Annotated in this window: 27 protein-coding genes; 9 read left to right on the top strand and 18 right to left on the bottom strand. The window is 61.2% G+C overall.

The window, feature by feature from the left end; genetic code table 11:
* Window positions 1–216: 216 nt before the first annotated feature.
* The gene (locus tag JO965_RS49080) at window positions 217–342 is read right to left on the bottom strand and encodes a hypothetical protein (RefSeq protein WP_256451955.1); all 126 of its coding nucleotides are present in this window, start codon (window positions 340–342) and stop codon (window positions 217–219) included.
* Window position 343: 1 nt separating this feature from the next.
* Between JO965_RS49080 and JO965_RS40655 the strand changes: the two genes are divergently transcribed.
* Window positions 344–778 (top strand): copper chaperone PCu(A)C, encoded by a 435-nt coding sequence (locus JO965_RS40655; RefSeq protein ID WP_203447402.1) that lies wholly within the window; start codon window positions 344–346, stop codon window positions 776–778.
* A gap of 184 nt (window positions 779–962) precedes the next feature.
* Here JO965_RS40655 and JO965_RS40650 read toward each other — a convergent pair whose 3' ends face one another.
* The 4 genes from JO965_RS40650 to JO965_RS40635 all read right to left on the bottom strand — a co-directional run bounded on the left by JO965_RS40650 (window position 963) and on the right by JO965_RS40635 (window position 3327).
* The gene (locus tag JO965_RS40650; protein ID WP_203447401.1) at window positions 963–1622 is read right to left on the bottom strand and encodes a thioredoxin domain-containing protein; all 660 of its coding nucleotides are present in this window, start codon (window positions 1620–1622) and stop codon (window positions 963–965) included.
* Window positions 1615–2091, bottom strand: a complete 477-nt coding sequence (locus JO965_RS40645; protein WP_203447400.1) for a disulfide bond formation protein B — start codon at window positions 2089–2091, stop codon at window positions 1615–1617. The genes JO965_RS40650 and JO965_RS40645 overlap by 8 nt, the downstream gene beginning before the upstream one ends.
* An 89-nt stretch (window positions 2092–2180) precedes the next feature.
* The gene (locus JO965_RS40640; RefSeq protein WP_203447399.1) at window positions 2181–2807 is read right to left on the bottom strand and encodes an SCO family protein; all 627 of its coding nucleotides are present in this window, start codon (window positions 2805–2807) and stop codon (window positions 2181–2183) included.
* Between the two features lie 7 nt (window positions 2808–2814).
* Window positions 2815–3327 carry a copper chaperone PCu(A)C gene (locus JO965_RS40635; RefSeq protein WP_203447398.1) on the bottom strand — a complete coding sequence of 171 codons (513 nt, stop codon included), beginning with the start codon at window positions 3325–3327 and terminating at the stop codon, window positions 2815–2817.
* A gap of 168 nt (window positions 3328–3495) precedes the next feature.
* Between JO965_RS40635 and JO965_RS40630 the strand changes: the two genes are divergently transcribed.
* Together JO965_RS40630 and JO965_RS40625 are read left to right on the top strand one after the other, a co-directional pair.
* Window positions 3496–4002 carry a hypothetical protein gene (locus JO965_RS40630; protein WP_203447397.1) on the top strand — a complete coding sequence of 169 codons (507 nt, stop codon included), beginning with the start codon at window positions 3496–3498 and terminating at the stop codon, window positions 4000–4002.
* Between the two features lie 123 nt (window positions 4003–4125).
* Entirely contained in the window at window positions 4126–4788 is a 663-nt protein-coding gene (locus JO965_RS40625; RefSeq protein WP_203447396.1) for a transglutaminase-like cysteine peptidase, read from the top strand.
* A gap of 21 nt (window positions 4789–4809) precedes the next feature.
* On the opposite strand, the gene JO965_RS40620 is transcribed toward JO965_RS40625, so the two are convergent.
* On the bottom strand, window positions 4810–5748 hold the full coding sequence (locus JO965_RS40620) for a cation diffusion facilitator family transporter (RefSeq protein WP_203447395.1): 939 nt from the start codon (window positions 5746–5748) through the stop codon (window positions 4810–4812).
* 654 nt (window positions 5749–6402) lie between these two features.
* Here JO965_RS40620 and JO965_RS40615 point away from each other — a divergent pair.
* Both JO965_RS40615 and JO965_RS40610 read left to right on the top strand, forming a co-directional pair.
* Window positions 6403–7374 carry a cytochrome c oxidase assembly protein gene (locus JO965_RS40615; protein ID WP_203447394.1) on the top strand — a complete coding sequence of 324 codons (972 nt, stop codon included), beginning with the start codon at window positions 6403–6405 and terminating at the stop codon, window positions 7372–7374.
* 205 nt (window positions 7375–7579) lie between these two features.
* Window positions 7580–9634: an NAD(+) synthase gene (locus tag JO965_RS40610; RefSeq protein WP_203447393.1), complete on the top strand. Its 2055-nt coding sequence runs from the start codon at window positions 7580–7582 to the stop codon at window positions 9632–9634.
* 193 nt (window positions 9635–9827) lie between these two features.
* Here the strand turns inward: JO965_RS40610 and JO965_RS40605 are convergent, their stop codons facing one another.
* The 7 genes from JO965_RS40605 to JO965_RS40580 form a co-directional block, all read right to left on the bottom strand.
* Window positions 9828–10451: a diguanylate cyclase gene (locus tag JO965_RS40605; protein WP_203447392.1), complete on the bottom strand. Its 624-nt coding sequence runs from the start codon at window positions 10449–10451 to the stop codon at window positions 9828–9830.
* On the bottom strand, window positions 10348–10722 hold the full coding sequence (locus JO965_RS49820) for a hypothetical protein (RefSeq protein ID WP_371827026.1): 375 nt from the start codon (window positions 10720–10722) through the stop codon (window positions 10348–10350). The genes JO965_RS40605 and JO965_RS49820 overlap by 104 nt, the downstream gene beginning before the upstream one ends.
* Before the next feature lie 839 nt (window positions 10723–11561).
* Entirely contained in the window at window positions 11562–12737 is a 1176-nt protein-coding gene (locus tag JO965_RS40600; protein ID WP_203447391.1) for a murein L,D-transpeptidase family protein, read from the bottom strand.
* Window positions 12738–12958: 221 nt separating this feature from the next.
* Complete coding sequence (locus JO965_RS40595; protein WP_203447390.1) at window positions 12959–13687, bottom strand: cytochrome c biogenesis CcdA family protein; 729 nt, start codon at window positions 13685–13687, stop codon at window positions 12959–12961.
* 68 nt (window positions 13688–13755) lie between these two features.
* Window positions 13756–14385: a cation diffusion facilitator family transporter gene (locus JO965_RS40590; protein WP_203447389.1), complete on the bottom strand. Its 630-nt coding sequence runs from the start codon at window positions 14383–14385 to the stop codon at window positions 13756–13758.
* On the bottom strand, window positions 14366–15643 hold the full coding sequence (locus JO965_RS40585) for a cytochrome P450 (RefSeq protein WP_203447388.1): 1278 nt from the start codon (window positions 15641–15643) through the stop codon (window positions 14366–14368). The genes JO965_RS40590 and JO965_RS40585 overlap by 20 nt, the downstream gene beginning before the upstream one ends.
* A gap of 379 nt (window positions 15644–16022) precedes the next feature.
* Entirely contained in the window at window positions 16023–16565 is a 543-nt protein-coding gene (locus tag JO965_RS40580; protein WP_203447387.1) for an MAPEG family protein, read from the bottom strand.
* Between the two features lie 470 nt (window positions 16566–17035).
* Here JO965_RS40580 and JO965_RS40575 point away from each other — a divergent pair, with 470 nt between their 5' ends.
* The 3 genes from JO965_RS40575 (at window position 17036) to JO965_RS40565 (ending at window position 19415) form a co-directional block, all read left to right on the top strand.
* The gene (locus tag JO965_RS40575) at window positions 17036–17359 is read left to right on the top strand and encodes a helix-turn-helix transcriptional regulator (RefSeq protein WP_203447386.1); all 324 of its coding nucleotides are present in this window, start codon (window positions 17036–17038) and stop codon (window positions 17357–17359) included.
* A 275-nt stretch (window positions 17360–17634) separates the two neighbouring features.
* Window positions 17635–18306 carry a class I SAM-dependent methyltransferase gene (locus JO965_RS40570; RefSeq protein WP_203447385.1) on the top strand — a complete coding sequence of 224 codons (672 nt, stop codon included), beginning with the start codon at window positions 17635–17637 and terminating at the stop codon, window positions 18304–18306.
* Between the two features lie 383 nt (window positions 18307–18689).
* Complete coding sequence (locus tag JO965_RS40565) at window positions 18690–19415, top strand: thioredoxin family protein (RefSeq protein WP_246777259.1); 726 nt, start codon at window positions 18690–18692, stop codon at window positions 19413–19415.
* Between the two features lie 170 nt (window positions 19416–19585).
* Here the strand turns inward: JO965_RS40565 and JO965_RS40560 are convergent, their stop codons facing one another.
* The 4 genes from JO965_RS40560 to JO965_RS40545 form a co-directional block, all read right to left on the bottom strand.
* Window positions 19586–20317, bottom strand: coding sequence for a L,D-transpeptidase (locus JO965_RS40560; protein ID WP_203447383.1), 732 nt, complete (start codon window positions 20315–20317; stop codon window positions 19586–19588).
* Window positions 20318–20478: 161 nt separating this feature from the next.
* Entirely contained in the window at window positions 20479–20967 is a 489-nt protein-coding gene (locus tag JO965_RS40555) for an SCO family protein (protein WP_371827025.1), read from the bottom strand.
* Between the two features lie 137 nt (window positions 20968–21104).
* Window positions 21105–21632 (bottom strand): copper chaperone PCu(A)C, encoded by a 528-nt coding sequence (locus tag JO965_RS40550; RefSeq protein ID WP_203447382.1) that lies wholly within the window; start codon window positions 21630–21632, stop codon window positions 21105–21107.
* A 610-nt stretch (window positions 21633–22242) separates the two neighbouring features.
* A complete protein-coding gene (locus tag JO965_RS40545) occupies window positions 22243–22662 on the bottom strand; it encodes a helix-turn-helix domain-containing protein (protein WP_203447381.1) in 420 nt (139 codons plus the stop codon).
* Window positions 22663–23375: 713 nt separating this feature from the next.
* Between JO965_RS40545 and JO965_RS40540 the strand changes: the two genes are divergently transcribed.
* A complete protein-coding gene (locus tag JO965_RS40540; RefSeq protein WP_203447380.1) occupies window positions 23376–23930 on the top strand; it encodes a TlpA disulfide reductase family protein in 555 nt (184 codons plus the stop codon).
* A 34-nt stretch (window positions 23931–23964) separates the two neighbouring features.
* On the opposite strand, the gene JO965_RS40535 is transcribed toward JO965_RS40540, so the two are convergent.
* Window positions 23965–24624, bottom strand: coding sequence for a transglutaminase-like cysteine peptidase (locus tag JO965_RS40535; RefSeq protein WP_203447379.1), 660 nt, complete (start codon window positions 24622–24624; stop codon window positions 23965–23967).
* Window positions 24625–25478 lie beyond the last annotated feature (854 nt).

Below are 25478 nucleotides of genomic sequence, written 5' to 3'. Positions count from 1 at the left end.
CCGGCTGGTTGATCGGGAAATCTGCCATTGGTCCAGGCGCGCTCGGACTTAGGTCCGAGTCAGCCCCCGGATTCGGAGAGAACAATGTCGACGCCGAGCAACCCCTCGCAAGACTTCATTAACCCTGTTGGTTTTTGATCGAGGTGCTTCGCCAACGCAGGTGAAGCCGAAAGGCCTTTAGGAAGTTCTCTCCATTCCTTTGGCGCTACCGGGCACTTAGGACTGTTCAACCGGGCGGTTCTTCGACGCTTTCACATCTCCTATCAGGCCCTTGATGCTGTTTCGGTTCCAGAAATCCCCCGGGCTTCCGGCGGCCGTGTTGATCGCGGCCTGCAGTTTCATTATGGCCGATCCCGCCGTGGCCCTGCAGGATCAGAGCCCGGCCCATTCGCTCGCATTCATCGATGCAGGTGTCGAAACAGTGGCATTCGGGGAGTCGATGGCGTCTGCCCGGTTCCAGATCGTCAATCTTGGAACAGGAGCCGACGATCTCGTCGAAGCGTCCTCCCCGGATTTCGAAACCGTCCGGCTCCATGTGCCACGTAGCGTGCCGTTTGTGCAGAAAAACCGGATCGCTGCTCCCATGATCCATGTATCGCCTTACGGTTTCATCGCGGTCGGCTCACACGGACTTAAAATGCTGTTGATCGATCCAGTCCGGCCTCTTCGTGCAGGGAGCCGGCTGACATTGACGCTCCGCTTCCGGAATGCCGGCGATATCACAGTTAACCTACCGGTTCTCGCCACAGGGCAACGGGTGCAGATCACCGGGGACTGAGCCCCCGGCTCGTGCGTTTCCGATCTGGGGCCAGAGATAGCTGTTGCTGCCGGCAAGAGCGGTTGGGTTGACCCGGCCGATGAGGTCCAGGGCATCGGTTCTCCCTGTGAGATCTGACCCTCCCGCCGGCAGCCCTGCCCGACTGAAATCAATCCCGTGCAGGTTCCCGCCAGTGCCTCGGAGATCAGGTCCCCTTCCGCACCTGCTCGACCTCACTGGCGACCAGATCATAAAGCTGTTGCGGACCGAAGTTGGTCAATGGCTTGCCATTGACAAAGAAGGTTGGCGTCTGCTGCACATTGTTGGCCTTCACATCGGCAACATCCTGCTCCAGCACGCGGTCGATCGCGGGCGAGGAAGCCTCGGCCTGGGCGTGCTGCACATCGAGACCGGCGGCTCCTGCGAAGCTCCAGGCCTTGTTCAGATCAGGAGCGCCATGAGGGGCCCATTCCGGTTGCCGTCCCAACAATGCTTCGAGAACGGGTTCGAACTTTTGTTGCGCACGAGCCGTCTCGAGGATTCGGACTGCAACGTCGGATCCTTCATGGAAGGGCGTGTATCGCAGAACGAGACGGACCTCATTCGGGAAGGCCGCGAGGATCTGCTTGACAATAGGATAGAAGGATCGACATGCCTCACAGGACGGATCGAAGAATTCAACGATTGTCACCTTGGCCTCTGGAGGCCCGATGACCGGCGAATGCGGCCGGACAAGAGTGCTGGCGACGGGAGATGCGGGAGTAGGCTCAGGTTCAGTGCCGAAGCGATCGTAAAGAAAAGCCCCACCGGCAAAGGCGACAACCATGATGAGGGCCGTCAGGGCAACAAGAACACGTTTAGACATTGGATACCTTTCGGCGGGCAGGGAGGAGAAGAACGGCGATAGCCGTAAAGGCCGCCAATGATAAATACGGAAGCGGCAGTCCCAGAATGGTCATGGCGGCACTTGAGCAGGACGGGCCTTGCCCACAGGGCTTGATTGCCTCGGGGATGACACCGGCATAGAGAAGCGAATGGAAGGCTGCCACGAGCCAGCCAATGGCAACAATCGGCAGAGCGTAGCGCCAGATGGCGAGATCTTCGCGGAAGGTTGCCACGGCCAGGATGACAGCGAGCGGGAACATGAAGGCGCGCTGATGCCAGCAGAGATGGCATGGCGTCTGCCCCATGACTTCCCCGATGAACAGAGCCCCGAAGGTTGCGGCGAGCGCAACGATCCAGGCGGCAAACAGGCACGCCCATGCATGACCGTCGGATACCGCGAGTGGAACACGCGCCACGGATATGTCTCGGCTGGTGGTTGTCCGGCTCATGCGACTCATCTCGTCCTTTCAAACCTGTTCAGCAAGGACTGTGCGACCCCGTTGACTGAGGTCTCCAGCTGTGAATTGCCATTCATTTCTTACTCGCGGACGACTCGTTGCAACTTGGCGAGCGCCATTGCTTTGTCCTCGTGATAGTCGATCAGGCTGACGAACTCACCCTTGGCATCCGTGACGATCACCGATGAGGTGTGGTCCATGGTGTAGTTGCCACCCTCGGTCGGCACCTTACGGTAGGAGATGCGGAAGGCCCTGGCCGCGGTTGCTAGCTCCTCTGCCGTCCCGGTCAGTGCGACGATGCGGGGATCGAAGCTTTCGAGATAGGTCTTCAGCAACTCGGGGGTATCCCGCTCCGGATCGACCGTCACGAACACGACATTGAGGCGGTTGGCGTCGGGTCCGAGGTCCTTGAGGTGCTGGCTCATCTCGAACAGCGTCGTCGGGCACACCTCAGGGCAGTGGGTGAAGCCGAAGAAGTAGGCTGTCGGTTTACCCTTGAAGGTGTCCTGGGTCACGCGCTCGCCACGGTGGTTCACCAGCGAGAATGGACCGCCGACAGCCGGCGTACCCGTGGTCGTCACCGCCACAGGCGGGCGCTGGCCGAGCCACTCCGTCCTGAGCCAGCCGACTGCGACCCCCGTCGCGACGAAGATTGCCACGGCCACCAGGGACCACAAGATCCAACGCACGAGCTTGAGAGCGGACATGGTTCCCTCAGTGGTTCTGATGAGCGCTCGCTGCGGCAGGGGCCGCCTGCGCGCCGATCCCACCGACCCGGTACTCGATCCCGACTGTGCCGGCCTTCTCAAACATCAGCGTGCCCTTCACCGTGTCGCCTGGTTTCAGCCCCTGGCGCAGGTTGACGAACATGGCATGCAGACTCCCGCCAGGCTTCAGTTCCTCCGTCCGCCCCGGCGCGATCTCCAGGCCTCCGGCAACGGGTTCCATGCGGGCGATGCCATCAGTCACGGTGGAGCGATGCACCTCAAAGCGTTCGGCGACGACCGTGGAGCCGCCGACCAGACGGTCGGGCTCTGAGCCTGTGTTCGTGATCCGCATGTAGCCTGCGGCCACCTTGGCGCCGCCGGGCGTCGCGCGAGACCAAGGGGCCTCGACGATGATGGTGCCGGTGCGATAGGTCTCAGAGCCCTGGCCCAGTGCGGGTGCCAGGTTGCTGCCGAGCAAGATCACAAGAAGGGCTTGGGTGCCCAAGAGAACTGATTTCATCACATTAACAGTTTGCTGTCGGACGGAAGCGATACTCCGGCCCGGGATATGAGGGACGTGCCTCCTGATGCGGGCGCAGTCAATGCGGTATGCAGTCAGGGTCGTACACTCTTTTGTCATTCGCCCACCGCAGCTCTCGTGTTGTCTGCTGCGGCTCCGGAGAACCCGATGAGAACTGCTGCCGCCCTCTTGATCCTGGTCCTCGCATCACCCGCCCTGGCGAATCCCTTCGACACTCCGCCTGAGCGTTATGATGAGACCGTCAACGTGGCCCTGCAACAGGTCGGCTCCGGCCTGCGCGTCCGGCAGACTGCGTGCGCCGCCGCCCGCTGCCGCTTCGTCGCGCGCCAGGTCGACGTGGAGGTGTCCAGTTCCGCGGCCCGTCCCGCGATGGAGCGGATCACTGTCGCGGCGACCTTCCGTCAGGGTGACGACGCGGCGGCGAAGGGCCTCCTCGAGGACACCCTGACGGTGATCGGGGCCACCATGGTGGCCTACGATCCAGAAATGGACGCGGGTCGGCGCGGTGAGATCCTTCTTGCACTGGGTGAGGCGGCCCTCAGCGTGGGCGAGGCGCACCGGGACAGCACCAACGTGCACTACGCCCTCGTGTTCGATGATGTCAGCGGTCGCCTGGAGATTACCGCTGCGACATTGCGCGCCGGACACGGCTGACGAAACTCCGGAACGAAAGGTGGGTGCGACCTGTTAACCTTTGTTTAACTTTTGCCTTGAGCCCTCCCGACCCCTTGTGTCAGGTTTGATGAACGAAACCTTAACGACACAGCGGTGGGGGCTATGCGGCAACCTCTCTTCGGGCTTCTGAACGTTCGGCCTTTTTCCAGGATCACGCGCGGTTTTGCTGCCCTTGCCTTAACCCTCGCTGCGATCGGAAGCGAAGCTCAGGCGCAAACCGTGGCCGGCCTGCCGGGTGTCACCCAGCCCACGGCTCAGGTTGGCATCGCCAAGCCGATCATGGGCTGGGTCCGCTTCTGCGAACAGAACCCAGCTGAGTGCGCCGTTGACGCTTCCGAACCCGCCACGGTCAATCTCACGCCGAAGGACTGGCAGACCCTCGTCCGGATCAACCAGCAGGTGAACGCCGACATCAAGGCCAAGACCGACAAGGACCACTGGGGCGTCGACGACCGCTGGGACTTCGCTGAGGACGGCTACGGCGACTGCGAGGACTACCAGCTCGTCAAGCGCAAGCGTCTCGTCGAGGCGGGCTTCCCGCGCCGGGCACTGCGGATGACAGTGGTCATCGACGAGGAAGGCGCGGGACACGCAGTCATGATGGTGCGCACCAACCGCGGCGATCTCATCCTCGACAACAAGCGCAATGCGATCCTGCCCTGGCACAAGACGGGCTATGTCTACATCAAGCGCGAGGGCGACGCGGGCGCGACCTGGGCCTCGCTCGGCGGCCAGACCTCGCCGACCATGACGGCAAACCAGTAAACTGTAGCTGGAATATAGACCTCATCGATCCTGGAGCAGTTCGCGGCCGTGATGGACTTGCGATGAGAGCTCGAATTCCAATGTGGCGTGGTCGATGCCGAACCGCTCCTTGAGCCGCGCCTTGATGCGCTCCTTGAGGTCCGTGACGGCGGCGAGATCCCGCTCCGACACGGCCACGTGCACTTCCAGCGCGGTCCTGCCCTCGTCGGGCTGCCACACGTGCAGGTGGTGGACGTCTTCGACGGAGGGGTTCGCCTTCAGCTCCGCCACAAGTCCATCGTAGTCGAAGTCTTTTGGGGCGCTGTCCATCAGGACAGCGATGGCTTCCTTGATCTCCTTATACGCGTGCCAGAAGATGTAGACGGCGATGAGCGCCGTGATCGCGGGATCGATCCAGGTGATGCCCCACACCATAATCGCAATGGCACCCACGATGACGCCGACCGTCGCCAGGGCATCGGCGATCATGTGGAGATAGGTGCTCTTCACGTTCAGGCTGCCCAGTTCCTTGCGCAGCACCCAGGCCGCCGCGAGGTCCTCGACAAGCGCGATCACCCCGACGACCAGCATCGTGGTGCCGGCTACTTCCACCGGATTGATGAGCCGGTTCGCCGCCTCATAGGCGAGATAGATCCCGATCACGAATAAGGTGGTAAGATTGATCAGGGCACCGACTGTTTCGGCGCGGGCATAGCCGAAGGTCCGCCGGCGGTCCGCCTCGCGCTGGGAGATCCGCCACGCGATGTAGGACACGAGCACGGAGGCTGCGTCGGAGAAGTTGTGCGCCGCGTCGGCAAGAAGCGCCAGCGAACCGGAGATCACGCTGCCACCAACCTCAGCGGCGGTGATGCCCAGATTGAGCGCGAGCGCGATCAGCAGGCGACGCCCGCGCTGGGGTGATCGGTCCTCTGAGCCAGTGCCGCCTCCATGAGAGTGGGCATGCCCGTGTGTGTGTCCCATGATGGTCCCTCCATTGTTTCGTGATCCAGGAACCGGGAGAGGCATCGGCCCTCGCCTTCCCGACCTTAAGCCGTGTCAGGAAGCCGCCAGCAAACGCCGGCCGCCGATCAGCCATTTAGGGTGAAAGGACGGCCAAGCACTGGGCGGCCTTATGGATGTCTTGGAGGACGAAAGATACCGCCCGCGGACTGACGGGTCCCGGGCTCATCGGTGAGGTGTGCCAAGTAATGTCCCTGGCCGCACGGCAGAGGCGAGATGAGTGGCTCACGTCCAATGGAGAAGGCACAATGGGCGAGACAGCATCCTTTCTGGGGAGCAGCTGTCGGCTGGCCCTTGTCATGGCCGATAGGCATGCCCATCGACCATCCCACATCCGCTGCATCGATGACCCCAGGAGAATAGCGATAGGCAGCAGCCTGCTGGCCCGCTGGAAGAGCGAAGGCAGCAACGACAATAAGGATGAGACACCGCAAGCGGCGCAGAGTCCATCGCATGACAAAAGCCGACTGAATTCCTTCAGCCGTCAACGGCGGCTAAGCCAGGCTGTTCCAACCCTCTCAGCCTCCCACAATTAGAACGAGTGGCGAGGATCACCGGCGTGAACAAAGCCTGTAGTCTTGCTGTTGTCACTTTGCTGCTTATGGAGAGGGCTTCATGTCCAGGTTCACGGTGAAGATGCACCCCTGCCTGTGTAGTGTCAGCATCTGGCTCCTGATCTCGGCGCGTTCCGGTATGGCAGCAGAAATCGACCTGCCGACGGACCTTCTCACCCTATGCTTGGCGACCCTTCCCGAAACCAAGCCGGAGCAACTTTGGACGTCGTGGAGCTTGTCGCCCGTGGTTGTCCTGCCACTGATCCTTGTCGCTTTCGTTTACCTCCGGGGGCTGTCGGCCATCGACAGCAACGCCCGGCCGACCGTTGTCCAGAGGGCCTTCTTTACGGCCGGCGTCGGGTGCCTGGCTGTGGCGCTGGTGTCCCCGCTGTGCCGGATGGCATCAACCCTCGCCTGGGCGCACATGGTCCAGCATGTCCTGCTTGTCGTAGGGGTGCCATTATTGCTCGTGCTGAGCCGCCCGGGCCGTGCCCTGCTCGCTGGCGTGCCGGCAAATCTTCGCATCAAACTGGAGAGATGGAGGCACGCTTCAGTGGCGGTGCAGCCGCATGTCTATCTCCTTGTCAGCTTTGTGCTCTACGGCTTGAACATCTGGATCTGGCATATTCCGGCGCTCTATCAGGGGGCGTTGCTGAATGTCGGCCTGCATGTGCTGATGTACGCGATGCTTCTCGTCGTGAGTTTAGTGTTCTGGCATTCGATCATCGACACGTACCGGGCTCCAAGTGCGGCGTCCGGATTGGCCACCATGCTTCTGTTTTTCACCTTCCTGCATACGGCATTGCTGGGCCTCCTGCTCGCTCTCTCCCCCCGGATCTGGTATCCTCTGATGGCTCTTCGAGGCGCGTCCTGGGGTCTTCCGCCGCTTGATGATCAGAGGCTTGCCGGGTTGATCATGTGGATCCCGATGGGGGGCATTTACTTCGTGGCGGCCCTCGCCATTATGGCACGCCTCATCGCAGGATCAGGACAGGCGTCCTCGAAGGACACGGCCCCTGCCCGGATACTCTGAGCTCTGCGATGCTTCAGTGAGGCTGAATGGCTGGCAGCAGCCAAACGGCTTCAGCGGCCAATCGGATCAGCTTGGCTGATGTATCGCTTTGCCTCGAGCGCGCTAGCTTGTTGGTATTTCGGGCAGAGTTCCGCAGTTTGCGTCGCGCCGTGAGTGGGGCTTTCTGCCGGCCAGAGCCAACTTTCAGAGGATCCTCAGACCCGAAATGATCTCCTTCTTCTCCCCGTACTGTCATGACTTCGTCCGGATTGCCGCCTGCGTTCCGCGGATGGACGTCGCGAACCCAGGGTTCAACGCCGAGCGGACGCTGGAGCTCTTGCGCCAAGGCCATCAGGAACGCATCGCGCTCATGGTGTTCCCTGAACTGGGGCTGTCGGCGTACTCGATCGACGACCTCTTCCACCAGGACGCTCTGCTCGAGGCGGTCGAGCATGCCATCAGCCGCCTCGTGGCCGACAGTGCCGAGCTGTTTCCAGCCTTCGTCGTCGGAGCCCCCCTTCGATCCAAAGGCCGCCTCTACAACGCTGCGATCGTCATCCATGCCGGACGCATCCTCGGCGTCGTGCCCAAGGCCTACCTGCCGAATTACCGGGAGTTTTATGAGCGACGCTACTTCGCGCCTGGGGCGGAGGTCCGAGGGCAGGAGATCACCGTCGCGGGAGTTCAGGCTCCCCTGGGAATCGACCTCCTGTTCCGGTCGGCGGGAACCTGCCCGTTCACCTTCCATGTCGAGATCTGCGAGGACATGTGGGTGCCCCATCCACCGAGCACGGCGGCGGCCCTCGCCGGGGCCGAGATCCTGCTCAACCTTTCGGCCAGCAACATCACCATCGGCAAGGCCGAGGACCGGCGCCTGCTGTGCGGCTCCCAGTCCATGCGCTGCATTGCGGCCTACGCCTACTCCGCAGCGGGACCTGGGGAATCGACAACGGATCTCGCGTGGGACGGCCATGGCGGCATCTTCGAGGACGGCCTGCGCCTAGCCGAGACCGAACGCTTTCCTGCCAATTCCACCATGGCGGTCGCTGACGTGGACCTCGGTCGCCTGCGCCAGGAACGGATGCGGCGTGTCTCTTTTCGGGATTGCGGCGACGTGTTGAAGGTCACCCCTAGTGACTTCCGGATCATTCCACTCTCCATCGACGCGCCGGAGGAGGAACTCCCGCTGAGGCGTCCGGTCGAGCGCTTTCCTTACGTGCCGGCGGACCCGAGCAAGCTCGCGGAGAACTGCTACGAGGCCTACAACATCCAGGTCCAGGGACTTGCGAAGCGCCTGCAAGCCACACGGACCGAGACGGTGGTCATCGGAGTGTCCGGCGGCCTCGACTCGACGCAGGCGCTGCTCGTGTGCTGTCGCGCCATGGACAAATTGGGCCTGCCGCGGACGAACATCCTGGCCTATACGCTGCCCGGCTTTGCGACCAGCGAGGGCACCAAGGGCAACGCCTGGGCGCTGATGCGGGCGCTCGGCGTCAGCGCATCCGAGATCGACATCCGCCCGGCCGCCCGGCAGATGCTCTCCGACATGGGGCATCCCTTTGCCGAAGGGCAGCCCGTCTACGACGTCACGTTCGAGAACGTGCAGGCGGGCTTGCGGACGGACTACCTGTTCCGGCTCGCCAACCACAACCGCGGCATCGTCGTCGGCACGGGCGACCTGTCCGAGCTGGGGCTGGGCTGGTGCACGTACGGCGTCGGGGACCAGATGTCCCACTACAATGTCAATGCGTCGGTTTCCAAGACGCTGATCCAGCACTTGATCCGGTTCGTCGCCGCGTCCGGTGACGTCGACCCATCCACCGCCGAGATCCTCCACGTGATCCTGGCGACCGAGATCTCACCGGAGCTGGTGCCGCAGGATGGGTCTGGGCAGATCCAGTCGACGGAGGCGATGATCGGTCCCTACGCATTACAGGACTTCAATCTGTACTACCTGACCCGCTATGGGTTCCGCCCCTCGAAGATCGCCTATCTTTCCTGGCATGCCTGGAAGGACGCGCAAGCCGGTACCTGGCCGCCAAACCTTCCGCCAGCGTCACACCGGGCTTACGACCTCGTCGAGATCAAGCGATGGCTGCGGGTCTTTCTGGGTCGGTTCTTCACCAGCCAGTTCAAGCGTACGGCGATGCCCAATGGCCCAAAGATCTCGTCCGGCGGCTCACTGTCGCCTCGAGGCGATTGGCGTGCGCCATCCGATGCAGAGCCGAGCGTTTGGCTGGATGAGCTTGACCGTAACGTCCCAGATATCGAGCCGACATAAGCGCAGAAAGCTTGGCCGAGCCTCAAGCGGTACGGCCTGGGGAGCGCCCCGGCGCGTCTTGGATGGTGAATACTATTGCAACGACTGAACAGCGAGAGCTCGCGCTCAAATCGAGCGCCCTTGAGCATTGATGGAGTTGAGCAGGACGCAACGAACTCACCGTTAACCTGTGCACCTCCCCGCCGATCGTTGCCTAGGCCGCACCCACTCGGGCAACTTTCGCCACGGCAATCCGGTTGCGGCCATCCTGCTTGGCCCGATAGAGGGCCGCATCGGCGAGCGTGATCAGGTCCTCCGGGCCATTGCGGGATCGGTCCAGGCTTGGCACGCGGGTCGCGCTGCCGATGCTGACGGTCAGGGTGCACGAGGGAATGTTGGCTTCGTGCCGCACGCAGAGCGCCTCGACTTTTGCGCGGATGTCCTCGGCCACGGCCGCCGCGCCGGCCTCGTCGAGATCCGGCAGAAGAACCACAAGTTCTTCGCCGCCATAACGTGCCACCAGGTCGCCCGGTCTGCGGGCTGCGCTCGCAAGCGCCTTGGCAATGATGCGCAGGCATTCGTCGCCGGCCTGATGGCCATAGATGTCGTTGTAGGCCTTGAACTGATCCACATCGACGAGAAGCAGGGACACCGGTGACTTCTCCCGCGAGGCCCGGAGCCACTCCGTCTCGAGCTGCTTGTCGAACAGGCGCCGGTTGGCAAGACCCGTCAGGCTATCGGTGACGGCGAGCACGGCGAGCTCCGCCTCCGCCTCCTCCCGTCGCCGCAGTTGCCGTACGAGGCTCAAGCCCAGGGTGACGATCGTGACAACGAGCAAAACCGATGAGGACAATCCGAAACACGAAGAGCCGGTTCCAAACTATCAGTGCCTCGTCTCGCCCGACGGAGGCGAGAACGCCAATGGGAAAGATATGATTGCGTTGAAAGCCGCCAATGCGCGTGACCCCGTCGATGGGCGAGGTGTATTCATGAACTCCAGCGGCCTTGTCAGTCTTAAACCAAGGCTCGTAGGCACCATTGATCCCAAGGGCGCGCTCGGAATACGGGTGGCGCGAGAGGAGTGTGCCGCTCGTGTGAAAGAGAGAGATGGAGCCCTATGATCCAAGGTTGATACGGCCGAAGAAGTTCGCAAAGTAGCGGGCGGAATGCTGATCTGGGCGACACCTCCGAAACTTCCGTCTGGCTTGTTGATCCGGCGCGACAGCGTAATAACCCAATTGCCTCCAAGCGGATCGTGAACGAGCGGACCGAGAAAGACGCCCCGGCGCGTGACGGCGCTATGATACTGAAAAAACGGCTCGTCGCTCACGCTCACCCTGCCGCGGTGGCCCGGCAGGGAACTGCTCCGCAGAACCGCATCCTCACCGTAGATTGTCAGCGACTTGATACGTTGCAGGGATTGGACCCGCTCACCGAGAAAACCATCCAACCGTCTGATGGCCTCCGGCGAAACGCCGCCGGTTTCGACACGGTCCACCACATCCACCAGAAGGGCGTCAGCCACCTCGAAGGAGTCTTGCACATGCTGGGTCAGCGACTTGGCAAGAATCAGCGTTTCACTGCCAATCCTGGCGAACTCCTGCTACCGCTCATGCCAATCGCGCCAGCCCTCCAAGCCAAGGATGATCAGAGCCACCGCGATCACAAAGACGGTGAGCCCCCGTGCCGAGGATCTCGGCCTCATGCGAGTGAATGCAGACATGATGTCTCAAGCCATAACCGCCGTGGCTGGCCCGTGGCTGGCTTGAACTCGCGGATTCCGGCCGGGAACTGGTGCTCGCCCAAGCAGGGGCTTCTGCACGGCAGAGATAAACAAGCGCCATGCTCGCCACGGGGCACAAGGTCGCGGATACTCACGGTCCCGTAGCGGGCCATTGCACGCGTGGCGCGACCCGCCCCAACTTGCGGTCTTAGCCTAGACTGGCGCTTAGCCCCCGAACAAGGAGAGCATGCGTCCAAGAACCGAACGTCCTTCGCCACTGGCCGCTTGGGCTGTTGGCTCAACCGCAGCACTCGCGGCAGGGGATGGAGCAGCCTGTAGCACCGGCCCGCGAGCGCCCACTTGACCATTTGACGGCTTCTGCGAGGCATAGGCGAGTGTGGACGATGTCTCCTGCTTAGGCTTCCCGTTTGCGGCGAGAACAATCTCCTGCGGCCCTGCGGCCAAGGCTTCGGGCCGACTCACGTCACCCAAACGGTTCCGCGCGCTGGCATCGACCGCAAGTGAGCCGCCGTCGCTGGGCGCGTTGTCCGCCAGCACCTGCCGAAACGACTGGTGCTGTCCGCCGTCATCGTACACCAGCTTGATAGGCTGCACGCCCTTGGCCACCAGTTCGGCAACTTCCTGCTCGTCTCTCTGGCGCTTCTGGGCCACCGCCGTGGCGACGGAGGCATCGCTGCCACCAAACGCATATTGCCGGTTGACGACTGAAATGCGCGGCTCTTCCTTGGCGATTTCGAAGTAGTCCGAGCCATCCTTGAGGTTCTTCCAGAAGGCGATGTTCGGATCGAGGCGGTGCTTGGCCAGGTTCTCGGCCGTCATCCGGAACGGATAGGATTGGAACTGGAAGCCGCGCTGGCCGGCGGCAAACGCTTCCCGCCCAAGCGCATACACCTCGGAGATCGCTTCGTCCGTCATGGCGAAGCAGCCGCGCGAGGAGCACGAGCCGTGCACCATCAGGTGCGATCCCGTCCGACCATGGGCGCGGTCAAACTCGTTCGGATATCCGAGGTTGAACGACAGATAGAGCTGCGAGTTCGGGTTCATGGCGGCTGGAGTGACGGTGTAGAAGCCCTCCGGCGCCTGACGATCGCCCTCGCGGACCTTCGGACCGAGCTGGCCCGACCAGCGGCACATGGGATAGGTCTTGAGGAGCGCGTACTTACCGTCGCGGCCGCGCTTCCAGACCTCGATCTCGGATTCCTTCTTGAACGACCGCATCAGGATCGGGTCGTTCTGCGACATCCCCTTGCTGGCCATCAGTGACATGGTCGCGGCCGGGATCGGAGCAAGGTGCTTCGTGGAGCTCGTGGAGACACCGTCAGCCTGGCAGGCGGCGAGCGCGAGCATCAGGCTCGCAGCCAAAGCGATACGCTTCATCATGGGGACCCCGCAATTCTTGATCCGCCCGGACATGGACGCCGGACACTTCCCCGAATTCCTTAAATGCTTAGCGTTAACTCTGTCTTACGGCAAGAACGATGTCTTGATCGCAGGGACGACTTCTGCGGGTGACTGCTACGCTTGAGGCATCCGCAGATGGATCTCATGCCTCGCCTGCCCATCATCCAATCAGCCACCTGGCTCCCGAGGAGCCGTGACGGTTACCCCAAGCGGGAGAGAGCCGGAAATGTCTCGATGAACCAGATCGCGATCAGAGACATTTGCCCGGTTACCATTAGCAGGCCCATGATGGCCATGGTGGATCCGGCGATGAGCCGGAGGGCAATTCCGGTTCGCTTCAGGGAGATGATCCGGCGACTGAAGTGCCCCATCAGAAATGCGGCCATGAGGAATGGGAGTCCCAGTCCGAACGAATACACAGCCAGCAGGAAGGCGCCCTGTCCTGGATTTGCAGCAGCAAGCGCAAGAATTGCAGCAAGGATCGGCCCGATACACGGGGTCCAGCCAAGCGCGAAAGCAATCCCGACAAGATAGGCCGTGCCCGGTCCACCCGCCCGCCTAGGACCGTGCCACCGCAACTCCCGTTCCAGGAACGGCAGACGCACCAGACCCGTCATCAGGATGCCAAGCACGATCAGCAGGGCGCCGGCACCCATGGTCGCTTCCCACTGGAAGCGCAAGAGCAGCCCGCCGAAGGCCGAAACTCCAACACCAAGCGCAACGAAAACCGTCGTGAAGCCCAACACGAAGAGACTGTGGGTTCCCAGATCCGACACCGAGAATTCTTTGCGGGCTTGGTTCACCCCATCGAGCTCACGACCTGCGACAAAGGATAGGTATCCGGGCACGAGAGGCAGGACGCATGGCGAGAGGAATGAGATCGCTCCTGCGGCAAAGGCCGTTGCGAGAGCGATCGGAGAGAGGTCCATCAATTCGGAGATCCTTTGTGGGTTCGTGCCACGAATGCATCTGCATTGCTCCAGGCAGATGGCGACAGTTAGGCCGATGATCGGACGCCAAGGTCGCGACGGGCATCCTTGATAATCTGCCAGGCCGATTGGAGGAACAATCCTGCGATCACGACTGCGACGACAAGGTCGGGCCAAGGGGTCGCGGTCCAGGCGACGAGGCCCGCGGCGACGATCACTGCCACGTTGCCGATGGCATCGTTCCGGCTGAACAGCCATACCGCTCGGACGTTGGCATCCCCTGACCGGTGCGGCAGCAGCACCCAAGCGGACGCGACGTTGACAACCAGCGCGATCACCCCGAACAGGCCCATGATGTCGGCCTCGGGTTGCTGGAGGACGAAGACCCGGTAGGCGGACGTGACAAGGACGCCGATGCCAAGAAGGCCAAGGAAAACACCCTGAAGAAGAGCCGATCTGGCCCGCCAGACCCGGCTCCACCTGATGGCAATTAAGCCGAGCAGCGTGATGGTGCCGTCGCCGAGGAAGTCGAGGGCATCCGCCTTCAGGGCCTGCGACCCGGAGACGAACCCGGCCACGATCTCGGCGAGCCCATAGCCGACATTGAGCACGACGACCGTCCACAGGGCGCGCCGGTATGCCGGGGTGACGTGGGAGTAATCCTGGATCTTGTCGTCGTCATCGTCCTCCCCGCTCATCGTCTGGATCTCCTCTCAGCCGGACGTTGCACATGATGAAGCGGCTTCGCGGCAGTGCCGGAAGCCTGGTGCGGTCGATCCGCAGGTCCTGCTCCGGCACGTCGTACGCCATGCCTCCCGCGAGAAAGCTCAACGCAACCTTCATCAGTTCGATGGTGATCCACTCGCCTGGGCAGCGGTGGGTCACGCGATGCTCGCCGCCGCCCTGGGGGATGAAGTTAAAAGGGCTCTTGTCCCATTGCCTAAATCGCTCTGGCCGGAAGGCCTCTGGCCTGTCCCATGTCCGCGGATCGTGATTGGTGCCGTACAGGTCAAGCATCACGCTCCTGCCGCGCGGAAACCGGTAGCCGTTCCAGTCGAAGTCCTCCCGCACCCGCGCCATCACGGCGGGGAAGAACGGATAGAACCGCCGCACCTCCTGCACGAAAAGGTCCGCAGAGCCGTCCTCGTCCTGTGCAAGCCTCTGCCGGCACTCGGAATGAAGGTGCAGGGCGTGGGCGGCGAACGTCATGAAGACGGAGACGGCCACCGTTGGCCGCAGGAGGTTCAGCACCTCCACGGCGGCCATCCGGGCGGGCAGCAGCGCACCGTTCACATCCCGATGCGTGGCGATGACATGCAGGGGGCTCTGCTTCGGCGGGCTGAGTTGTCCAGCCCGGACCTGTTCGACGATGCCTTCGATCCAACGTTCAGCCCGACGGCGGGCGAGGCGCGACCACAGGTGCCTCGCCCCAACCCCGCCGGCGGCATCGAACAGCGCGACCAGCTCCCTTGTTCGCCGGGCGACCTCCGTCTCCGCAAGCGGAACGCCGCCCCAGGTGCACACGGCACGGGTCAAGATCGGATGGAGTTCAGGGTACAGGACCACCCGACCCATCGAGGCCCACCTGTGGGCTTGGGCACGCCAGTGATCCGCTACGAGGTCGCCCAATCGGCCGATGCTTTCGGGCGTCATCAGCGAGACGAACATTTCTTTGCGGTGCCGATGCTCCTGGTCATCCAGCCCTTGCACCCCGCCCTGACCGAGCAGCGTCTTGCGGATCGGCTCCGGCATGGCCCCGTGGCGGATGAAGCGGCGTGGGTCGTAGAACAGCTTGGCCGCCTCCGGTCCGGTCATGCAGATGGTCTTACGGAGCAGGAGGCGGGCTTGGAACACATCGGACCCGAACCGCCGACGCCGCTCGGACACGAAATCGTAGGGTTCTCGGAGCAAAGCCAAGGTACTGTCAAAACTGTTGTCGCGCGGAATGCGGTGCATAGTCCGTTTCTCCTCTCGCCTCGGGCGATCCAGCAAGATGAGTTCACTGGACCCTCATTGGCCGTCCGAAAGCCTTCCGAGCCACCATCCTGTCTGCGCAGCAGGCTTCGGGCCTGCTGCTCGCGAGCGGTCGTGCCGTCCTGACCTAAAGTTGAACCTAGGATCTCAGCAACAGCGGAATCATGAACGTTTGAATAGCCGTTTGTGCGATCATTTCCAACGGCCGCAGCCCGTTCCGCGTTCCGGCGCTTTTGATCTGCTTCCCTGCGAGAGGTCCACTGGCCTCGTCAGAATCGAAGCGGAGCTTGTTTAGAGAAACGTCATCGCATTACATGGCTATGCCTTCCGCATTGGCCCAAGCAGTACGCAGCTTCGGTCGTCAGCGTCCTGCGAGCATCAAACTGGCCGCGAGGACATAACCCACACCCGTTGGGGCACCGGTCAGGACCATGCCAAATGCGCGGCTGGGCGCACCCTTCACATAATTGAAGGCAAACGCCAATCGACCGACCAAGTACAGGAACACCAGCACAGGAATAAGGATCAACTCGGATCCACGCAGGACGGTGGCAAGTATGAGGTGCGCACCAACGGCGAGCACCGTTTGCTCGAGCGAGTTTTGCAACACAGCTGTACGAACTGCGAGCGCCGGGCTCGGTGGACCGAACGCCGCCCCTCTTCGGTCGACAGGCGAGTTGAAACGTCCTGTGGCCACTGATCGGACGCACGCAGCCAGCCAGATGAATACCGGCAGATCGGCTTTGAGAGCGAAAGCAATCTGTTCGCCGACGGCCATGGTCCGGCCCAAGCCAAAGAGCTCAGGTGGCAACCAAGCAACGCCGCTGCCAACCGCGACGACGCCAACAAGCAGCGCAAGGACGGTCCCGCGAAGTATCCCCCGTTGCTCCTTGTCGAAGGCCATCTTCGTTTCCTCCGCAGATGCCAAATCGGATCAAAGCCAAGGGTGCGAGACCTGTGTCGAATGCCATTACTATCGCAGCATCCGAACCTGAGCTAATCGAGCCGATGATCCTCCCGTCCTATCAGCATGTAGCAGACGGCGGGATTCGGGTGTAAAAGGGCCGCTCTATTGTTACGCTCTTTATAGACCTCGGGAACAAAGACGCCGTCCCAATTGATGCCCTCACGGGCACGATATATGTCGAACCAGACAGCGCCAGTTCAATTCTTCGGGTGGCAATCTAACCACTGGGAACTAGAGATTTGGGAGAGTTAGCATCGGATCCCCATCGGCGAGCGGTCCCGCGGAACTGACGTGAAGCTGCCGACGATCTGCTACTATGAAAAGATGGGCCTGCTCCCCTGTTGGGGGCCAGCCCTGTCGATTTTTGCTAAGAACAAATACCTGCTCAAGGATTCACCAGGAGCATCATGGCACAGGTCGTTCTTGATGAGGAGCGTGCGACGGAGCTTGCCGAAATCTTTCGCCTGCTGGGCGATGCGAACCGTCTCCGTATCGCGGTGGTCTGCCTGGACGAGCCGCTTTGCGTGAGCGATATCGCACAACAGGTTGGCCTGTCAGCTTCGCTCGTCAGCCATCATCTCCGGCTTCTGAGGGCCGCCCGGTTCGTGCGGGCACACAAGGAAGGCAAGCAGGTCTTCTACGTTTCGGCTGACGAGCAAGCGCGCTGTGTGATCAAAGACATGGTCAGCCATGTCAGCGCACATCGGGATGCGACAGATGACGATGACTGACACTACTGCGATCTGCGGCCCAACGGGTGCCTGGCTCAATCATACCGCACAACGCGGTTTTGCAGCACGCCACGGCTCTGTAACGTGTTGCCGCAGATCATTGTGCCGCGGCGGTAAGCGGCTCCGCCCGAGGCGTTCACGACCGCTGTTCAGCATGTCGGCACGGGACAGACCGGTAACAAGGAATAATTCAAACGTCTCTTGAATGTTTTAGCGAGTGCGATGAGCGGCCTCTCCAATTCTCGAGCCGTTCACCGGTAGTCGGGAACCTCACAATGAGTGGCGATCACCCGCCAAACTTCGTCCCGGCAGCTGGCTTCCGCCGACTGACCGCGCTCTATGACCCAGTGCTGTCCGCCATCATGCGCGAGCGCTCCTGGAAGAGCTGGTTGGTCGAGAGGGTCTCACCGCAACCAGGACAGCGCATTCTAGATCTCGGAAGTGGCACTGGAACACTTACCCTCATGCTACAGCAGGCCTGTCCTGGTGCCGAAATCATCGGAGTTGATGCTGACCCTGATGTTATAGCCCGTGCCCGCGCAAAGGCTGTTCAGACGGGGGTCACTCCCGCCTTCCAGCGCAGCCGCATCGATGAGCTTGATCTGGTCCCGGCGTTTGGAGTGGCGAGCTTCGACACGATCGTCTCCAGCCTCGTCTTCCATCACCTCAATCGAGAGGCCAAACGACGGGCTCTTATCAATGTGGTGACGCTCCTACGCCCGGGTGGCATGATGCATGTCGCTGATTGGGGACAGCCTGACACCACGCTCATGCGCCTCCTGTTCTACCCGGTGCAGGCCCTCGACGGTTTCGCAAACACCGCCGATAACCTGAAAGGTCTGCTGCCGCAGTTCATGCGTGAGGCCGGTCTCCAGGAGGTGCACGAAATACGCCGCGTGGCGACCGCGTTCGGCAGCCTTTCGTTTTACGAAGGGGTGCGGCCTTGAAGTGGTGTGCCCCAGCGCTGCTCGGCTCGTGACGTCGCTCTCGGCTGGGTGATCGTCCGCACAACCCCGCAGTTCGCCGCCACCACCGGTGTCGTATCGCCTTAGCATCGTACCGGTGCGCTCCAAAAGATACGATGCACGCTGTGAGACAGCCTCGTTGGGTTGGGGCTCACGAGAGTTGTCGTGGGCCTCTCCTCCGCCGACGGCCCTTCCTTTTTAGGGTCATGCGCTCTCGGTTCAGGATCGGCTCGCTGCTTCTTGACCTCACGCGGCACTCGACCTCCATCTCAGCCTCGGTCCATCGACAAGCAGGGCCTAGGATCGAGAGAACGTGACTTTACGGAGAAAAGCTAGCTGTATTGAGTACGGGTATGAGAGATCGCTTGAAAACCTGGCTGGGGCTTCTTCCCGTACTATCGACCCTTTTGGTTGGCCCAGCTCTGGCATCGCCCGAGCCACGAGCCGTCCTTGAACTTTTCGTCAGCCAAGGCTGCTCGGCTTGCCGGCCTGCCAACCAACTCATGACGGAGTTGAAACAGGATCCAAGCCTTATCGTGCTGAGCTTGCCTGTTAACTATTGGGACTATCTCGGCTGGAAGGATACCCTTGCCGATCCGACCTTCACCTCGAGGCAGCGGGGCTATGCGTCAGCCCGGCGCGATCGGCAGGTTTATACGCCTCAGATGGTCGTCAATGGTGTTCTCGCCTGTGTCGGCTCGGAGAGAAACCAAGTTGCTCGGTTGATCGAAACAGCGACGGCCTCTCACGCGATCCTGCCCGTTGCCATCAAGGTCAGTGAAGAGAATGGCCTGGTCATCGTAGACATCGCCCCCGGCTCCGGCACGGCGGGTGTTTGGTTGCTCCCCATTCGCAAACACAATCAGGTTGCAATCCAGCGGGGCGAGAACGCCGGACGCACGGAAACCTACACCAATGTGGTACGGGGTTTCTATCTGCTTGGATCATGGTCCGGTGCTGCCCTGCGCGTTACGACGCCCCTTGCAGCCGTTCTGACACAAGATGCCGATTCATATGTTGTGTTGCTCCAACGAGCTGACGATGAGAAGCCAGGCCTGATCCTCGGAGCGGCCGGGAGACCAAGCTTATAGGTGTGCGACGACCAAAGCCGACATAGATCGTCGATCGCTGTCCACTGGATGCAGAGGCCTCGCCCCGTGAGGCGGGCACTGTTGTGGCCGTTGCAATCACAGTACCGTTTGTATCGGGTCTGCAGGATTTTGGTGCGCAGGGCTGACCTGACGTCCGATGCTTTCATCCGTCAGGTGGGAGGCGGCTCCGCGGATAGGTTCCGGGCCATTGCAGGTCCGCGGTTCAACACGATGACCGGTGAGCCGACCGGTACGCGGTTGTAAAGGTCGATGATGTCCTGATTGAACAGCCGGATACAGCCACTGGAAACGGCCTGTCCAATCGACCACGGCTCCGTTGTGCCGTGTAAGCGAAATAAGGTGTCTCTGTCGCCCTCATACAGATAAAGCGCCCGCGCGCCGAGCGGGTTTTGCAGGCCACCGGGCATGCCACCGGCCCAGCGCGCATTCCGCTCCGGCTCTCGCTTGATCATGTCAGCCGTTGGCGTCCAGCTCGGCCAGGTTGCTTTCCGGCCAATCCGGGCGCGGCCGCTCCAAGCCAATCCCTCTTTCCCCACGCCGATCCCATACCGGAGGGCTCGCCCATTCTCTCGCACGAGATAGAGATACCGGTTGTCCGTGTCGACAACGATCGTTCCCGGCGCCTCGGAGCCGTTATAGGCCACCTCACGCCGAAGGAACTTCGGGTCAACCTCGGAGATGTCGGTTGCGGGCAGAGAAAACCGCTCGTCAGGACGAGGTCCGTACATCCTCACGTATTCTGGATCGGGCAGCCTGCGGGTCTCCTGAACGGGCGCCTGTTCAACCGAAACACAGCCCGCCAGGACAACTGGGCAGAAAAGCACGAAGAGGTGGAGATTGAGGCGTCGAGCACACGCAAGTGCCGAACGAAGCGCAGGCATTGGATTGGCCTTGTTTGGCGAGAGATTGAAGTATCGTTTTATTCCTAACGCACCGTGAACGGCAAAGGTTCAGATCGCCAGTGGCAGAGGATATAGACGGTTGTCGCGGGAATAACGTCCGGTGGTTGTTTGCTGTTGTGTGCCCGCTCGGGCTCCGACACCTAAGTCGGGCTGCTATTCCCAATCAAAGCCCGCAATTTGCGCAACTTCGCCTCTTTCGGCTCGTGCTTGTCGAGCGATCCAGCAAAGCGCCCTTCGCGATCCATCAGGTATACCGCAGCAGAATGGTCCATCGTATAGCCGCCGAGGTCGTCCGGAACTTTACGATAAAAAACCTTGAATGCTTTGGCCGCAGTATCGACGTCAGCCAGAGACCCTGTGAGTGCGATGATGCGCGGGTCGAAAGCTTGCATATACTCAGCTAAGACCGGTCTCGTATCCCGCTCAGGGTCAACTGTGATAAAAACTGGCGTGATCTTGTCCCCATCGGCACCAAGCTCCTGCAGCAAGCCCGATAAGTCAATCAAGGCTGTCGGGCACACCTCAGGACAATACGTGAAGCCGAAGAACACCGCTGCAGGCCGCCCCTTCAGGCTTTGATTCGTAACAATCTCGCCCTTGTGGCTCTCGAGGCGAAATGCGCCGCCGATCTGGGCCGTTCCCGTTGTGACAGCCAGCGGTGACGATTGCTGCGGCCGCGGAACAAGACCGGATTGAAGGATCCCGAAGGCTGTCAGCCCCAGCAGCGCGGCGATCCACAGAGTGATCTGGAGAAGACGGTGCGTCCTTATTGGGATGGTCCGTTCTGGTGCATGCCCGGTGCCATGGTGTCATGCTGGGCGGCGCCCTCGCCTGCTCCCATGGCCGCCACGTCGAAGACCACCTCGACGGACCCCGCCTTCTCGAACCTCAAGGTGACCGGCACTTTGTCGTTCGGCTTCAGGGGTGCACGTAACCCCTCGAACATAAGATGATATGCTCCGCCAGGTTTGAGCTCAACGGTCTGCCGTGGGCTAACGTCGAGCCCACCTTCGACCGGGCGCATCCGGGCAATCCCATTGTCGATTGACGATGCATGAATGGTGACGCGCTCTGCGAAAGGCGATGCGCCGCCTGTCAGGCGATCGGACTCAGGGCCGGTGTTGGTCACCGTCAGATACCCGCTGCCGGTTTTGGAGCCGCCCGGAGTTGCGCGCGACCAGGGATGATTAATGGTCACCGAGCCCAGATTGTAATCATGTGCGAGCACGGGGCCCGAGGTGAACAGCATGATGGTGGAAGCAGCCACAACGCTGCCGGTCAGCAGGAAACGCATCTATCTCTCCGTGGTGCGAGGCAAGAGCCGACGGTCGAGTGTGTTCTCGACGCTGGTTCAGGGATCAGGCGACGAGATGCGGCGGCCCACGCAAATGAGGGCGCAGGTGCAGCCTTGGCAGAGGGATCTCACGGTGGCGTGACTCAACCGTGGACAGGGCCATCAAGGGGCAGACGAGAGATGAGAGAGGCTGCACACCACCAAGCGTCGGTGCCGATAAACCCTTCGGCATAAGGCGGCCGGAGGCGCACCCTAGCACCGTGTGCGCCGCGTCCGACCGGTGCGTATCGCTGCCGACTCTAGTGGTTCTGGCATCGGCACTGGACCTCACCAAGGACAATTGGTCCTTGGATTGTTGCGTTCCATGATCCTGCCAAGCGACTTGGGCAAAGGCGACCTCACACGCCTGAAGCACAAGCGCAATGACGATGATCTGAAGCAGCAACTCGCCCAGCGAGCGGTTCAGGTATGGGATGCGCAAACGGTTCACAGCAGCGCTATAGTCCTGATGCAACCGGCTCGTATAGCCGAGTCACAGATTTGTGATCGTCAAGGTTGGCACAAACCGCAAGAAACCGGCGAGCCATACCGCGAGCTGGCGGCTGCTTTGTTAGTGCTCGTCATGGCGGCACTGCGCGTGATCAGCCAGGACCTCAATCACCCTACACTCACAGATCCGCCCATGCTGGCATTCTTCGACCATGCGCGCGAGCTCCCGGCGCAAGGCGCTCAGTTGCGCCAGTCGCCGGTCGACCGCCTCAAGGTTTCGGCGGGCGATAGAATCCGCTTGGTGGCAGGGTTGGTTAGGGCGTGCCGACAAGTCCAGGAGTTCCCGGATGTCCTCTACACCAAAGCCGAGCTCGCGCGCATGACGGATGAAGTTGAGTCGGTTCACCTCATCCTGCTGATATCGTCTTTGCTGTCCGTCCGTCCGCGCCGGCTGCGGTAACAGGCCAATCTGCTCGTAGTACCGTACGGTCGGTATCTTTACCTGGGTGCGACGAGACAATTCACCAATTGTCAGATTCATCGAAGGCCTCGTAAATCTATAGTCACTTGAGGGTTCTGGCGCCCCGCAGATAGGGCCAACGTTCAATTTTTACAACCGGGCAGGCAGCACACTGGCCGACCGCCACCATTTCGGGCCGGCACCCTCGGAGCATGACGTCTGCTCTGCCAAATGCGACGACGTGTCCAGCAGATCTCACCTTTTATCGAACATTCGGGCTTGAACCTCTAGCGGCTTGAGGTGCTAGGGCAATGGGTGAATCAGAGCGTAGAACGACAAACGAACCGCCTCATGCGCGTGAGCCAACAAAGCCCGTCACATCTGACCAGCGTTCCGAACGGGTCCGCTGCGGTTTCCATCGTCGGAAGGTTACAGAGACTGAGATCCGCTCTGCCGAACTCTCGTGTTCGGCGGCAAGGAGACTGCTGGCGGGCCCAAAACATCCCGATTACGAGAGTTATCGCCACTGGAAGGAAGCTGCCAAACGGTGATGAAAGACGCGAGGCAGCCGGCCCTGCACGGAAAGACCACGACGTCCTTAGGGGTCTGGTGCGGGATCTTAGGCGTCCGTTGCGTGTCGCTGCGTTCATGCCTATCGCTGCTGGTGGGGTTGTGCACAACAACAATCAGAAGCCAGGGGCGAGAACGACCACGCCAATGCTGTCGGCTCGAGAACTGTGGAGTCAGGCGAACAGTCCCGGTTTACGACGCAGCTTGCTGCTGGAGTGTGCCCCATGAGCGTCCGCGCGCAGGCTAAACTCATCCTCGTGATCATGGCGTTTGTGGCTGGGCTGGTCAGCACGCCCGTGCCGGCAAATGAACTTCCCGAACGCCTTCAGCTCTATGCAAAACCGCGCCCTGTTCCAGCAATCACATTCAAAGGACCGCAAGGCGAAGACCTGACGCTGGCCAGTTTTCGCGGCAAGTTCGTTGTCTTGAATATTTGGGCGACTTGGTGCGTGCCCTGCCGCAAGGAAATGCCAACGCTGGACCGCCTGCAGGGTCTCTTCAACAACGATGATGTTGCAGTGGTGGCGCTCTCCCTGGACCGGCAAGGCAGGGAGGTTGTTGATAAATTCTTTCGTGACATCGGGGTCGAGCACCTTGTGCCCTACGTCGATTCGAGCGGCCAAGCCTTACGTGATCTTGGTCTTGTTGGATTGCCGGGCACTCTTCTCATTGATCGAGACGGCTTGGAGATCGGCCGCCTGCTGGGAGAGGCCGACTGGAGCGGCCAAGCGATGGTCGAGTTTATCAAAGCGAAGGCCAATGCTCCTGTGCAGCCCTAGCCCTCCGGACATCAGCTGCGCGCCGCAACCACCCTCAGCGGTTGGCGGCAGTCGTTGGCGAGGTCATGATGCCTCCGAGAGAAGCCCAGGCAGTGGCATCTGCGCTTTCGACCTTGATGTAAGTATAGCCTGTCTGGGACCAGGGAAGAATGGCGTCTTTCTTGTTGTCGAGAACGAAGTCACCACGATCCGTGCTGACGAGCATCACAGCATGGCCCGCACCCAGCTCATCGATAACAACAGCCATCCGCAGGGCTCGCCGGGGCCATCCCTGCTGCACCAATGTCCTGCGTTTGACGAGTTGGTAATCCTCGCAGTCGCCGTATCCATCCTCAGCAAAATTCCAACGGTCCGCGATTCCCCAATGATCGTCGTCGGTCTTAGCCCGGATGGTTTGATTTACTCGCTTGTTGATGGAGGTGAGTGTGGTCCAGAGCTGCGAGGTAAGAGTGATGGTGCGGGGCTCGGTGAGATCGAGCGTGCATTCGCTTGGCAGGCGGTTGCAGAACTCCGTCCATGCCGCTGTCGGATTTGCTATTCCTTGCGCCTGCAGCGCACTGGTCTGCGACGGTGCGGATGTCTGGGCTACTGCCGTCCCCATGCCGATAGCAGTTACCCCGCTGAGCACTGCAAGAGAGAGCTTCTGCCGGGTGACCCCACGCAATATGTGACGCTGAAAAAAAGCCTGCGACATCGCCCCACCGCCGTTTGATTGTTGCATCAGTCAATGACAAAGCAGAGGGTGCGGCGCAAGATGATAGTTAAACCTGAGTTAACGCGCCGCACCTATTTTGGTTCCGGAGATCACCATGCGACAGAATCAACATCAGAGCCAATCGGATGACCTCATCCGGTTGCGAAAGCGACGCAACGTTGCCCTGGCGCTCGCCCTTTTTCTGTTGGCGGTCATTTTTTACGCAGTCTCGTTCGTCAAAACACGCGAGCAGGAAGAGCAACGTCATCAACAGGATCCCCGAGCGCATACCTCAGAGTCGGCTCAGCCAAGCCCCTCGCCATAAACCGGCGTCCCTCTCGTACCCATGTCTGGTGCCTGTTGACGCATGCTCTTGGGCCAGACTGCGTTGGTCGAGAGGCCTGCTGTTGTGGGATTGGGCTGATCCCGCCAAGAGACCACCGCATGCGGGGACGGATTGAGGAGCGCCTGTCAGGAGCAAATTGACCCCCTATGCCACACGCACGGCAACCGCATCCCCACCCGCAGTGTGACGCCTATGTCCAAGCCTTTGCGCAATGTTGAAATCACGAGCCGGCGGCACTGCCTGCTTCGTTCTCCGCAATCATCGCCCCGCTGTCTCAGCAGAACGACATGACGTGCTTTGGCTGGCTTGCCCCAAGATTCGAGCGGTGACACTTCTGCCTGTTGAAACCTGGCGCGGCAGTTCCCGTCACTGCGGCTAGACGCCTGTTCAAGCGCGTGACACGCCGTCCGAACTCTATGAGCTGTCGTATGCACCACAACGGAAGAGTAGCTTTTGCCTGCGGACTCCTCCCGCAGACGGGGTTTACGAGAATCGCAGGCTTAGCAGG

Source organism: Microvirga sp. VF16 (assembly GCF_016864375.1).
Taxonomy (GTDB): Bacteria; Pseudomonadota; Alphaproteobacteria; order Rhizobiales; family Beijerinckiaceae; genus Microvirga.
The sequence above is the reverse complement of the archived record's forward strand: the minus strand, read 5'-3'. Positions and strand labels throughout refer to the sequence as shown.